This is a genomic window from Streptomyces parvus (genome assembly GCF_032121415.1).
GTDB classification, from domain to species: domain Bacteria; phylum Actinomycetota; class Actinomycetes; order Streptomycetales; family Streptomycetaceae; genus Streptomyces; species Streptomyces globisporus_A.
Window position 1 is genome coordinate 885,372 of record NZ_CP135079.1, and the last position, 12,617, is coordinate 897,988.

At 72.3% G+C, this 12,617-nt stretch carries 10 protein-coding genes; 3 read left to right on the top strand and 7 right to left on the bottom strand.

The window, feature by feature from the left end; translation table 11 throughout:
- Positions 1-10 precede the first annotated feature (10 nt).
- From RNL97_RS05010 to pgsA, 3 genes are read right to left on the bottom strand one after another with little or no spacing between them, the layout of a single operon-like run.
- Positions 11-1,171 (bottom strand): glycosyltransferase family 4 protein, encoded by a 1,161-nt coding sequence (locus RNL97_RS05010; protein WP_030589661.1) that lies wholly within the window; start codon positions 1,169-1,171, stop codon positions 11-13.
- On the bottom strand, positions 1,168-2,079 hold the full coding sequence (locus RNL97_RS05015) for a phosphatidylinositol mannoside acyltransferase (protein WP_030589664.1): 912 nt from the start codon (positions 2,077-2,079) through the stop codon (positions 1,168-1,170). Before RNL97_RS05015 ends, RNL97_RS05010 begins: the two co-directional genes overlap by 4 nt.
- Entirely contained in the window at positions 2,076-2,759 is a 684-nt protein-coding gene (pgsA, locus tag RNL97_RS05020; RefSeq protein WP_030589667.1) for a phosphatidylinositol phosphate synthase, read from the bottom strand. Before pgsA ends, RNL97_RS05015 begins: the two co-directional genes overlap by 4 nt.
- Before the next feature lie 319 nt (positions 2,760-3,078).
- On the opposite strand from pgsA, the gene RNL97_RS05025 reads away from it, so the two are divergent.
- The gene (locus RNL97_RS05025) at positions 3,079-5,304 is read left to right on the top strand and encodes an elongation factor G-like protein EF-G2 (protein WP_030589670.1); all 2,226 of its coding nucleotides are present in this window, start codon (positions 3,079-3,081) and stop codon (positions 5,302-5,304) included.
- A gap of 153 nt (positions 5,305-5,457) precedes the next feature.
- On the top strand, positions 5,458-7,128 hold the full coding sequence (locus RNL97_RS05030) for a hypothetical protein (protein WP_030589673.1): 1,671 nt from the start codon (positions 5,458-5,460) through the stop codon (positions 7,126-7,128).
- A gap of 63 nt (positions 7,129-7,191) precedes the next feature.
- On the opposite strand, the gene RNL97_RS05035 is transcribed toward RNL97_RS05030, so the two are convergent.
- Positions 7,192-7,767, bottom strand: coding sequence for an HIT family protein (locus RNL97_RS05035; protein ID WP_313750419.1), 576 nt, complete (start codon positions 7,765-7,767; stop codon positions 7,192-7,194).
- A gap of 66 nt (positions 7,768-7,833) precedes the next feature.
- Between RNL97_RS05035 and RNL97_RS05040 the strand changes: the two genes are divergently transcribed.
- Positions 7,834-8,511: a potassium channel family protein gene (locus RNL97_RS05040; RefSeq protein ID WP_030589679.1), complete on the top strand. Its 678-nt coding sequence runs from the start codon at positions 7,834-7,836 to the stop codon at positions 8,509-8,511.
- 49 nt (positions 8,512-8,560) lie between these two features.
- On the opposite strand, the gene thrS is transcribed toward RNL97_RS05040, so the two are convergent.
- The 3 genes from thrS to RNL97_RS05055 form a co-directional block, all read right to left on the bottom strand.
- Positions 8,561-10,537, bottom strand: coding sequence for a threonine--tRNA ligase (gene thrS / locus RNL97_RS05045; RefSeq protein WP_030589682.1), 1,977 nt, complete (start codon positions 10,535-10,537; stop codon positions 8,561-8,563).
- Positions 10,538-10,637: 100 nt separating this feature from the next.
- A complete protein-coding gene (locus RNL97_RS05050) occupies positions 10,638-11,891 on the bottom strand; it encodes a hypothetical protein (protein ID WP_030589685.1) in 1,254 nt (417 codons plus the stop codon).
- Positions 11,891-12,487, bottom strand: coding sequence for a DUF4365 domain-containing protein (locus RNL97_RS05055; protein WP_030589688.1), 597 nt, complete (start codon positions 12,485-12,487; stop codon positions 11,891-11,893). Before RNL97_RS05055 ends, RNL97_RS05050 begins: the two co-directional genes overlap by 1 nt.
- Positions 12,488-12,617 lie beyond the last annotated feature (130 nt).

Genomic DNA, 12,617 nt, shown 5'->3' on the forward strand with positions numbered 1-12,617 from the left:
GCCCTCGCTCTCAGTCCCGCGCGAGCCCGAAACGGGCCCGCAGCCCGAGGCGTTCGTCCGCCGCGACGGACGCGGCCCCGTCGGTCACCGTCTCGTACACCGCGAGGATGTCGGCCCCCACCGTCGCCCAGTCGAAGCGCCGTACGTGGGCCTCGCCGCGCTCGCGCAGCCCCTTCCGGCGCTCCGGGTCGCCCAGCAGCCGGATCGCGGACCCGGCCAGTGCCTCGGCGTCCTCGTTGGCGAACAGGTCGCCCGCCGCCCCCTGGTCCAGCACCTGCGCGAAGGCGTCCAGATCGCTCGCGAGGACCGGTGCGCCGGCCGACAACGCCTCGACCAGGATGATGCCGAAGCTCTCGCCGCCGGTGTTCGGGGCCACGTACACATCGACGCTGCGCAGCAGCCGCGCCTTGTCCTCGTCGCTGACCATGCCGAGGAACTCGACGCGCTCGCGCAGCTTCTCGGGCAGCGTGGCCACCGCCTCCTCCTCGTCCCCGCGCCCGGCGACCAGCAGCCGCGCCTCGGGGCGGGCGGCGAGGATCGCGGGCAGCGCCTTCATCAGGACGGGCAGGCCCTTGCGGGGCTCGTCGATGCGGCCGATGAAGCCGAGCGTCTGGCCCTGCCACTCGGCCTTCGGCTCGGCCTTGGCGAAGAAGCCGACGTCGACACCGTTGGGGATGACGACGGCGTCCCCGCCGAGGTGCTCCACGAGGGTGCGCCGGGCGTACTCGCTGACCGCGATCCGGGCGCTGATCTTCTCCAGCGCGGGCTGGAGGATCGGATACGCCGCGATCATCGCCCGGGAACGCGGGTTGGAGGTGTGGAAGGTGGCCACGATCGGCCCCTGCGCCGCCCAGCAGGCCAGCAGCCCCAGCGACGGGGAGGTCGGCTCGTGGATGTGGATCACGTCGAACGTGCCCTCGTGCAGCCAGCGCCGCACCCGGGCCGCCGACAGGAAGCCGAAGTTCAGCCGGGCGACGGAGCCGTTGTACGGGACCGGGACGGCGCGGCCCGCCGAGACCACGTACGGAGGCAGCGGCGTCTCGTCGTCGGCGGGGGCCAGCACGGAGACCTCGTGGCCGAGCCGGATCAGATGTTCGGCGAGGTCCCGGATGTGGAACTGCACGCCGCCCGGTACGTCCCAGGAGTACGGGCAGACGATGCCGATCTTCACTTCGGTCCCCCCCGGGGATCCAGGTCGTCCAGCCAGAGCCGCTGGAGCATGTGCCAGTCCTCCGGGTGCTCGGCGATCCCGCCGGCGAAGGCGTCGGCCAGCGCCTGCGTCATCGCGGAGGCCTTCTCGGTACGGGTGCCCTCCGCGGGCACCTCGACCGCCGGGTGGACGCGGGCGCCCATCACCGGCGTGCCGTCGTACCAGAGGGTGACCGGCAGCAGCCGTGCGCCCGTCTGCTGGGCGAGCAGCGCCGGGCCCGCGGGCATCCGGGCGGTGGCGCCGAAGAACGACACCTCGACCCCGGACGCGGACAGGTCCCGGTCCGCGACCAGGCAGACCAGGCCGCCCGCGCGCAGCCGCCGGGCCAGGGTCCCGAAAGCGGCCCCGCCGCTGTGCGGCAGGACCTCCATGCCGAGGCCCTCGCGGTAGGCGACGAACCGGTCGTAGAGGGTGGCGGGCTCCAGCCGTTCGGCGACGGTGGTGAAGGGGACCTTGAGGTCGGTGGTGACCCAGGCGCCCGCGAGGTCCCAGTTGCCCAGGTGGGGCAGGGCGACGATCACGCCTTTCCCGGCGTCCAGGCCCTCGGTCACATGGTGGACGTCCTGGACGTCGATGCTCGCCCTGATCCGCTCCGGGCTCCAGGTCGGCAACCGGAACGACTCCATCCAGTAGCGCATGTAGGAGCGCATCCCGGCCCGCGACAGCTCGGCCAGCCGCTCCGGTCCGGCGTCGGGGACGACCCGCGCCAGATTGGACTCCAGGCGCAGCACGCTCTTGCCGCGCCGCTTCCAGACCTGGTCGGCGATAGTGCGGAAGAGACGGGCGGCGGCGGGCTCGGGCAGCTTCTTGACCGCGCCCCAGCCCAGCCCGTACAGCCCGTCGGTGAGCCGGCCCTTGAGCGCGCTCACCGGTCGGCCTCGCTGCCCTGCCCGGCGGAGCCCGCGGGGGCTGCCTCGGCGGCGTCCGCCTCCGCCGATTCGCGGCGTACGGTCACCACCCGCTGGATCAGCGTCACGAGGCTGCCGACGGCGACGATCCACAGGGCGATCGGGAGCAGGACGTCGATGCCGGGGACGCCGAACTTGTGCAGTCCGGCGAGACCGGCGGCGACCAGGGAGATCACCAGGCGCTCGGCGCGCTCCACGAGGCCGTTGACCGCGACCGGCAGCCCGATCGACTCGCCGCGCGCCTTCGTGTACGAGACCACCTGGCCGCTGGCCAGGCAGAAGATCGCGACGGCGCAGAGGATGTTGTCGTCACCGCTGCCCGCGTACCAGAGGGCGAACCCGGCGAAGATCGCCCCGTCCGCGACCCGGTCCAGCGTCGAGTCGAGGAACGCGCCCCACCGGCTGGAGATCCCGGCCTGCCGCGCCATGTTGCCGTCGACGAGGTCGGAGAAGACGAAGATCGTGATGACGATCGTGCCCCAGAAGAACTCCCCCATCGGGAAAAAGACCAGCGCACCTGCCATCACTCCGGCCGTACCGATGAGAGTGACCGCGTCGGGGCTGACCCCGAGGCGGAGCAGCAGAGCGGCGAACGGTGTGAGGACACGCGTGAAGAATGCACGCGCGTACTTGTTCAGCATGGCCTTCCCGAGGGTTCGGTTCGCCGGACGGCCCCTTCGGCCACCGGCTGGCCCATCGTAGTCACGGCCGGTCCCTTCCACCGGACGGGCACCCGCCGCCGGGTGTCACCCGCACCGGGCCCCGCGGTGCCCGGGGCGCGATCCGCGGACGAGGCCGCCCGTGCGCGAGATATGGACGAGGCCCCGCCGCGGTGCCAAGCTCGAAGGACCGCGGGCGTCGCCGAGACCGCCGCGGCGGCCTCTCCACCCCCGTGACCACCGCTGCTCCGCGCGCGGTCGCCCTCCCCCGCACCGCGCCACCGACCGGGAGGCACGCACCATGGGCGACAAGGCACACGCACACCCCGGAGCCGCCGGAGGAGCACCGGCGGCCGGCCACCCCTCCGCCGTACGGAACGTGGTGCTGGTCGGCCCCAGCGGATCGGGCAAGACCACGCTGGTCGAGGCCCTGGCCCTGACGGCGGGGGCCGTGAACCGGGCCGGCCGGGTCGAGGACGGGGCGACCGTCTCCGACTACGACGAGATCGAGCAGCGCCGACGGCGTTCCGTACAGCTCTCGCTGGTCCCGGTGGCCTGGGACGGGTGCAGGATCAATCTGCTGGACACCCCGGGCTACGCGGACTTCGTCGGGGAGCTGCGGGCCGGTCTGCGCGCGGCGGACGCGGCCCTCTTCGTCGTCTCCGCGGCCCAGGAGGCCCAGGCCGTGGCGGCGACCACCCGGGCCGCCTGGGAGGAGTGCGCCCTCGTCGGCATGCCGCGCGCGATCGTCGTCACGCACCTGGACACCGCCCGCACCTCCTTCGACGACATGACCCGGATCTGCGCCGAGAACTTCGGGGGCGAGGACCCCGACGCCGTACTGCCGCTGTACCTGCCCGTGCTGGGCCCCGAGGGAGCCGACGGGCACGCCCCGCTGACCGGCCTCACCGGGCTGCTGAGCCGGCGGATCCTCGACCACTCCTCGGGTGAACGCACCGAGCTGCCGCCCGCGCCCGAGCAGGAGGAACCGCTGCGGGCGGCCCGGGACCGGCTGATCGAGGGGATCATCGCCGAGAGCGAGGACGAGTCCCTGATGGACCGCTACCTCGGCGGCGAGGACATCGACGCCGCGACCCTGATCGCCGATCTGGAACGGGCCGTCGCCCGGGGCTCCTTCCACCCCGTCCTCACGGCGGCCCCGGCGGCCGAGGGCGCCCGCCAAGGCATCGGCACCGTCGAACTGCTGGAGCTGATCACCCGCGGTTTCCCGTCCCCGCTGGAGCGCACCCCGCCCGCCGTCACCACCCCCTCGGGCGAGCCGCGGCCCGCACCGGTCTGCGACCCCGACGGCCCGCTGGTCGCCGAGGTCGTCAAGACGTCCTCCGATCCGTACGTGGGCCGCGTCTCGCTGGTCCGCGTCTTCTCCGGCACCCTGCGCCCCGACGACTCCGTGCACCTGTGCGGCCACGGCCTGGACGCCACGGGGCACGCACCGCGCCCGTGCCACGAGGCGGAGGTCCGCGTCGGGGCGCTCACCTCTCCGTTCGGCCGCCGGCAGAACGCGCTGGACCGGTGCATCGCGGGCGACCTGGCGTGCGTGGCCCGGCTCGGCGGGGCGGAGACCGGCGACACGCTCTCCCCGGCCGGCGACCCGGTCCTGATCGAGCCCTGGTCGACGCCGGACCCGCTGCTTCCGCTGGCCGTACGGGCACACGGCAAGGCCGACGAGGACAAGCTCTCGCAAGGCCTGGCCCGGCTGGTCGCCGAGGACCCCACGCTGCGCCTCGAACAGAACCCGGACACCGGCCAGGTCGTCCTGTGGTGCCTGGGCGAGGCCCACCAGGAAGTGGCCCTGGAGCGGCTGCGCAGCCGGTACGGCGTCCAGGTCGACGCGGAGCCGCACCGGGTGCCGCTGCGCGAGACGTTCGCCGGGCGGGCCGCCGGGCGCGGACGGCACGTCAAACAGTCCGGCGGGCACGGCCAGTTCGCGATCTGCGCGATCGAGGTGGAACCGCTGCCTGCGGGCTCCGGCATCGAGTTCGTCGACAAGGTCGTCGGCGGTGCGGTGCCGCGTCAGTTCATCCCCTCGGTGGAGAAGGGCATCCGGGCCCAGGCCGCCAAGGGGCTGGCCCCCGGGCACCCGCTGGTCGACGTACGGGTCACGCTGCTGGACGGGAAGGCGCATTCGGTGGACTCCTCGGACGCCGCGTTCCAGACCGCCGGGGCGCTGGCGCTGCGCGAGGCCGCGGCCGAATCCGGCACCCGGCTCCTGGAACCGGTGTGCGAGATGAGCGTCCTGGTCCCCGACGACTACGTGGGCCCGGTGATGAGCGACCTGTCGGGGCGGCGGGGCCGGGTCGTCGGCACGGAGCAGAGCGCCGGCGGGCGCACCCTCGTACGGGCGGAAGTGCCGGAGATCGAGGTCGGCCGCTACGCGGTGGACCTGCGCTCCCTGTCGCACGGCACCGGCCGCTTCGACCGCGCGTACGCCCGGCACGAGGCGATGCCGCCCCAGGTCGCCGACCGGGTCCGCGCGGAGCCGGCCGACGGGTCCCCCGGCGCGTGACCGGCGCACTGTCGCACACGCCGTCCCGTTCACGCCCGTGACCGGTGGTGGTGTGATCCGGACGATACGCTGTGGTCGCAGCTCAGAAGGTATGCCGCGTACGGTAGTTGGGCACACCGCAGGAGCAGACGTGCGGCGAGTGGGGGCGACAAGGTGGCCAACGACGGATTCGACTTCTCACCCGGGGCCCAGATCCCGATCCAGGGTTCGGGCGGTCAGACCGTGGCGACCAACGCCCTGGCCTCGGCGGCGTATCGGGACAGTCCGGTGGAGACGATCCTCGACGCCAACAGCGAGTGGCACAAATCGGTAGTGAAGCCGGGCTCCTCCAAACTCTTCAAGTCCGACTACTTCAAGCCGAATCTCGGTGAGGCGTTCGCCCGTGCCGTCCAGGAGCGCATGCTCGGCGGCGCCCGCAAGGCGCTCATCCAGTCCTTCGGGACGGACCCGCAGACCGTGGTGGAGCACTGCCTGTCGGCGAACAACCTGCGCAAGGCCCGCGACACCCGTCTCACCCTGGTGACCGTGGTGTTCGGCGTGCTGTTCCTGCCCGGCATGCTGGCCTGGGTGATCGCCTTCCGGATCCGGGACGCGCTCAACAAGTCCAAGGACACGGCGTTCAAGGCCGTCGGCACGGTGCTGCTGGCCGCCTTCGGGGTCGGTGCGCTGATCCTGGTGGTGAAGCTGCCGCTGAACGGCTTCTGGGCCCTCTACTTCCGGGGCGCGGTCATCGCGCCGGTGATCGGCTGGGTGCTCGCCAAGCGGATCGCGGAGACCTCGGCCAAGGACCTGCGGGCCCGGTGGGAAGGGCTTCTCTCCGGCACCGGGGTGATCGCGAAGATCCCCGAGGCGGTGCCGAAGAACCCCAACGAGACCGCGCGCGAGGCCCTGCGCCAGGGTCTGGAGAAGCTGTCGGCCGAGCAGCAGTCGAACTCCGTCTTCTACGCCGGCCCCAAGGGCGTCCTCGGGATGGGCACCCGCTGGGGCAGCTGGCAGCTGGCCGAGGAGCTGGTCCCCAAGGACCCGACGAAGGAGATCCACCAGTTCCGCAGCTGGGACCTGATCCGGATCATCCACGACCAGCTGAAGATGCTGGAGCGCGGCCCGCTGAACACCGGCGGCTTCCCGAAGCCGTCCGTGAAGCACTGGATCGTCTCGCCCATCGGGGAGAACGCCGACTCCGTCACCCGCCCCGAGGGCGAGGACGTCGCGACCTTCCAGGTGAAGCCCCACGAGATACAGCGGATCTGCAACCACCAGCAGTTCGGCAGCGGCGACCGGCACTACCTGGGCGTCCAGTTCACCCTCTGGGACGGCCAGCTGGTGATCACGATGATGATCAGCGTCACCGTGCTCCACGAGACGCTGCGCATCGAGGTCACCGGCCACGCGCTCGGCCCGGTACACGGTCTGTTCCTCAGCAAGCCGGCGGCGAAGACGAAGACGGTCAACAAGACCGTCCGCTTCTGGGAGACCCGGGACGTCCAACTGGCGCTGGTGGACGCCAAGGAGGTCGTCCGGCTCGCCCTGCGCGCCCCCCTCACCTGGTATCCGCCGCTGCTGGACTACCTGGGCGGGAAGATCGTGCTGCCCGAGCCGTTCGGGCTGCGGCACGCGTGGGCGGCCAAGCCGTGGAACCACCGCTTCATGGCGGACGACGCGATGCGTGCCGCCACCCCGGTGCTGCGGGCGGTCCACTCGGCGGCGATGCGGGTCCTCGCGGAGAACGGCGTCGACACGGAACGCTTCGACAACCGCTCGATCATACTGAGCGGCCTCGTCCAGGACCCGGCCCCGCGCAAGGCCGACGTCTACGACGCGTGACTACGGCGGCACAGGCGAGGGGGAGGCCCGGGCGGGCCTCCCCCTCGCCTGTGCCGCGCTCGCTCAGCGGGCCGGCAGTTCGCCCGTCGGCCAGGCGTCGGCCAGCATCGCCCGGGTGTCGCCCAGCAGCTGGGGCAGCACCTTGGTGTGGCCGATGACCGGCATGAAGTTGGTGTCCCCGCCCCAGCGCGGCACCAGGTGCTGGTGCAGGTGGGCGGCGATCCCGGCGCCGGCGACGGAGCCCTGGTTCGTGCCGATGTTGAAGCCGTGCGCCCCCGAGGCGGCGCGCAGCGCGACCATCGCCCGCTTGGTGAAGTCCGCCAGCTCCGCGGTCTCCGGCCCGTCCAGCTCGGTGTAGTCGGCGACATGCCGGAACGGCACGACCATGAGGTGGCCGCCGTTGTACGGATACAGGTTCAGCACCGCGTAGACGTGCTCGCCGCGGGCCACGACGAGCCCGTCCTCGTCGGATTTGGCCGGGATCGAACAGAACGGACAGCCGTCCTCGGCACCCGGGCCGCTCGGCTTGTTCTCGCCCTGGATGTACGCCATCCGATGGGGCGTCCACAGGCGCTGGAATGCGTCGGGCGTCCCCACGCCGATCTGCTGCTCCGGCTCACTCGTCATGCCGATCAGCATATTGCGTCACCCCGGCGGAGCGTGTCGCCGGGGCCGCACCGCTCGGCCGCCCACGATGCTGAGGCGATGAGCGACCGAACCGCCCCCGATCCACCCGCCCGGCTGACCCGCTGGGAGCAGCGCACGGAGGTGCCGCTCTTCGCCGCGGGGCTGCTCTTCCTGGCGGGGTACGCGGTCCGGGTGCTGACCCCGCACGAGGCGGAGCCCTGGAACGGCGTCGCCCTGATCCTCGTCTGGTCGACCTGGCTGCTCTTCCTCGCCGACTACGCGACCCGGCTGCACCTCAGCGGCCTGGGCGCGCGCTTCGTCCGCGCGCACTGGCTCGACACCCTGGTCCTGCTGCTGCCGCTGCTGCGCCCGCTGCGCATGGTGCGGGTCTACCAGGCGGTGCAGCGCCGCCGCGACCGGCCGCGGCTGAGCCTGTACGCGCGGGTGATGTCCTACGCCGGCCTGACCGCCGTCCTCCTCGGCTTCGCCGCGGCGCTCGCGGTCTACCACTTCGAACACCCGGCCCCCGGCGCCTCCATCCGCAGCTTCGGCGACGCGGTGTGGTGGGCGTGCGCGACGCTGACGACGGTCGGTTACGGGGACGCCACCCCGGTCACGTTCTGGGGGCGGGTGGTCGCGGCGGGACTGATGACCGGCGGTCTCGCGCTGCTCGGGGCGGTGACGGGGTCGTTCTCGTCGTGGCTGATCCAGGTGTTCACCAGCGAGGACGAGAAACGGCCCCCGGAGCACGGGTAGCGCTCCGGGGGCCGCTCCTGTCGTACGGATCGAACCTCCGCCGGACGGATCAGACCTGTACGCGGTCCTCGACGGCCTTCGCGATCTTGGCGATGGCCTCGTCGACGGGGATGCCGTTCTCCTGCGAACCGTCGCGGTAACGGAAGGAGACGGCACCGTTGGCCATGTCCTCGTCACCGGCGATGATCATGAACGGGACCTTGTTCTTCTGCTGGTTGCGGATCTTCTTCTGCATCCGGTCCGAGGAGGCGTCCACGTCCACCCGCAGCCCCTGCTTGCGGGCCTTGGCGGCGAACTCCTGGAGGTAGGGGATGTGGGTGTCGCCGATCGGGATGCCGACGGCCTGGACCGGGGCGAGCCAGACCGGGAACGCACCCGCGTAGTGCTCCAGGAGCACGGCGAAGAAGCGCTCGATGGAGCCGAACAGAGCACGGTGGATCATCACCGGGCGCTGCTTGGAGCCGTCGGGGCCGGTGTACTCCAGCTCGAACCGCTCCGGCAGGTTGAAATCGAGCTGCACGGTCGACATCTGCCAGGTACGGCCGATCGCGTCCTTGCACTGCACGGAGATCTTCGGCCCGTAGAACGCGGCGCCGCCCGGGTCCGGGACCAGGGGCAGACCCTGCTTCTCGGCGACCTGACGCAGCGTCTCGGTGGCCTCTTCCCAGGTCTCGTCGGAGCCGACGTACTTCTCCGGGTCCTTGGTGGACAGCTCCAGGTAGAAGTCGGTCAGCCCGTAGTCGCGGAGCAGGTTCAGCACGAAGGTGAGCGTGCGGTCGAGCTCCTCCGCCATCTGCTCCTTGGTGCAGTAGATGTGCGCGTCGTCCTGCGTGAAGCCGCGCGAGCGGGTCAGGCCGTGCACGACGCCCGACTTCTCGTACCGGTACACCGTGCCGAACTCGAAGAGGCGCAACGGCAGTTCACGGTAGGAGCGGCCGCGCGCGTCGAAGATCAGGTTGTGCATCGGGCAGTTCATCGGCTTGAGGTAGTAGTCCACCCCGTCGTCGAGCTGCATGGGCGGGTACATGCCGTCGGCGTACCAGTCCAGGTGGCCGGACTTCTCGAAGAGCTTGCCCTTGGTGGCGTGCGGCGAGTAGACGAACTCGTAGCCCTCCTCCTCGTGGCGCCGGCGCGAGTAGTCCTCCATGGCCCGGCGGATGACGCCGCCCTTGGGGTGGAAGACCGCGAGGCCGGGGCCGATCTCGTCGGGGAAGGAGAAGAGGTCCAGCTCGTTGCCGAGCTTGCGGTGGTCGCGCTTGGCGGCCTCCTCCAGGAACTCCAGGTGCGCCTTCAGCTCGTCCTTGGTCGGCCAGGCGGTGCCGTAGATGCGCTGCAGCATCGGGTTCTTCTCGCTGCCGCGCCAGTACGCCGCAGCGTTGCGCATCAGCTTGAACGCCGGGATGAACCGGGTGGTGGGCAGGTGGGGGCCCCGGCAGAGGTCCTTCCAGCACAGCTCGCCGGTCTTGGCGTCGAGGTTGTCGTAGATGGTCAGCTCGCCGCCGCCCACCTCGACGTCCGCGCCGTCGTCCGAGGAGGCGGAGCCCTTGATGCCGATGAGCTCCAGCTTGTACGGCTCGTCTCCCAGCTCCTCGCGGGCGTCCTCGTCGGAGACCACGCGGCGGGAGAACTTCTGGCCCCGCTTCTGGATCTCCTGCATCTTCTTCTCGATGGCCTTGAGGTCCTCGGGCGTGAACGGCTTCTCGACGTCGAAGTCGTAGTAGAAGCCGTCCTTCACCGGCGGGCCGATGCCGAGCTTGGCCTCGGGGAAGAGCTCCTGCACGGCCTGGGCCATGACGTGCGCGGTGGAGTGGCGCAGGATGTTGAGACCGTCCTCGGAGGAGATCTCCACGGGCTCGACGCTCTCGCCGTCCTGGAGGACGTACGACAGATCCTTCAGCTCGCCGCCGATGCGCGCGGCGACGACGGTGCGCTGACCGGGGAAGAGCTCGCCGGCGGTCGTGCCCGTCGTCACCACGTGCTCTTCCCGCTCGGAATCGCGTTGGATGAGCACACGGACGTCTGACACCGGTTTCTCCTGTCTGAGGGGGCACCCCGGCTCGCTCGGCCAGGGAGATACGAATCGTACCGAGCCGTACGCCCCCGACGCGAACGCCTTCCGGACGGCCCTACGCCTCCTCCCCCGCGCACGCCTCCTCGAAGAAGTCGACGTTCTCCTGGAGCACCTTCATCAGCCGGTCCCGCTCCGCCTCGTCGACCTGGACGGGCGCGACCTGTGAGGCCCCGGTGAGCCGCCGGAAGCCGCCCCGGTTCTCCAGCCGCCCCTCGACCCGCAGCGGCAGCCCCACGAGGTGGGCGTGGCCCGCGATGCGGTACGCCTCCTCGTCCAGCTCCACGCGGACATGCGCGACCTCGGCCCCGGCCAGCACCCGCAGCCGTACGATCCCGGCGCCGCGCGGCCCGGAGCGGCGCAGCCGGACCACCGCGCCGGTCAGCCGGACCCGCACGGCGGGTTCGTCGCGCAGGTAGCGGGCTCCGGCGGCGCGCAGGGCCGGCAGGTCGCCCGGGGAGAACTCGACGGGCGCGGGGCGGGCCGGGCAGCCGTCCGGGGTGCCTGCGGCGGGCGCCCACCGCAGGTCGATCCGGGCCCCTTCCGAGCCGCGTACCAGGGCGATCAGCGCCTCGGTCAGCTCGCGGCCGACGCCTGCGGCGACCGCGCTGTCGAAGGCCTCCATGCCGCCGGTGGCCCGCTGGTAGTCCACGGCCTCCCGGGTGGCGTGCAGGGCGTGGCAGAGCTGGACGGCGACGGCGCGCCCGGAGGCGACGGGGACGTACGCGGTGAGGCTGCGGCCGTCGGCGCCGGGCCCGATCAGGGCGTCGTCGAGGGCGGCCCGGGCCTTCCGGCGGTGGCGGGCGCCGTGGTAGCCGGCCCGGCCGCGGGCCGCGAGGGCTCCGGCCATGAGGACCTGCCGGGCGGCCGACCGCAGCTCCTCCGCCTCGGTCCAGCCCGCGGCCCCGGCCGCTCCGGCCGCCGATTCGGGGACCTCGCGACAGCAGCGGATCTCGTCGCTGGGCACGGCGAGGGAGACGAGGACGTCGCGGGCGGAGGGGTCGGCGCTGCGGCCGAGGGCGACGAGGGCCTCCTCGATCAGCTCCCCGCTGTCGGGGAAGGACGCGCTCTCGGGCACCAGCAGGCTGGTGGCCCCGGCGGCGGATCCGGGCGGGGTCCAGCGGCCGTAGCGTCCCGGCGCTCCCCCGCGCCGCTGCCAGCCGTGGCGGCGCAGGAGGGCTCCGAGGACGGCGGGGTCGGGCAGCTCGGTGCCCCCCTCGGCGAGCGGCGGGGGCCAGGGGCGGGCGGTGGGGTGCGAGCGGGCGGGGGGCAGCCCCGCCGCGCCCGTGGGCTCGTCCATCGACCGGTGCATCAGGGTCTCCCTCCGGCCCCGACCCGGGCCATGATGTCGCAGAGTGCGCGGTCGTCGAAGATCCGCGAGGTCGGGATGCGCACAGTGGTCCGGTACCGGCCCGTCACCGCGTGGCCGGCCAGGTTGGTCCAGTAGCAGCAGTGGCGCAGGTCGAGGCCGCCGGGCCCGGCGCGCAGCCAGTCGTCCTGGCTGCGGGGCACGATCATCACGACCAGGATCTTGTGCACCGTCACCGGGCTGCGGGCGAGTTTGGCGAGGTGGGCGTTGTCGAGGGTGAAGGAGAACGCCCCGCCCGCCGGGTGCGGCGGTATCTGGTAGGTGCACTTGAGCTGCACCTTGATGGTGACTTCGTCGTCGACGGTGTGGGTGGGGGCGCCGTGGCTGACGTGCCAGTCGATGCCGTTGTCGGGGAAGGGCTGGGACAGGGAGCATCCCGCCGCCGCCGCGACGGCGTGCAGATAGCCCACCTGAAGGGTCTCCATGCAGGCGGTGGTGGCGAGGGAGCCGCGCAGCGGCGCGTCCGGCTGCTGCGGCGGCCGGGGCCCGAAGGGCTCGGCGCGGGCGGTTCCCCCGGGGTCGGGCTGCGCGAGCGCCATGGCTCCGTGTGCCTTCCGGGCGTGCCGATCGATGGCAGGTGGTCTGCAGGCGGGTTTCGCGGGCTGGGCGGATCGACGGACGTCGGCGGCAACTGCCGGGCGTCACACCTGTGTTGTCACCGCATCAGAC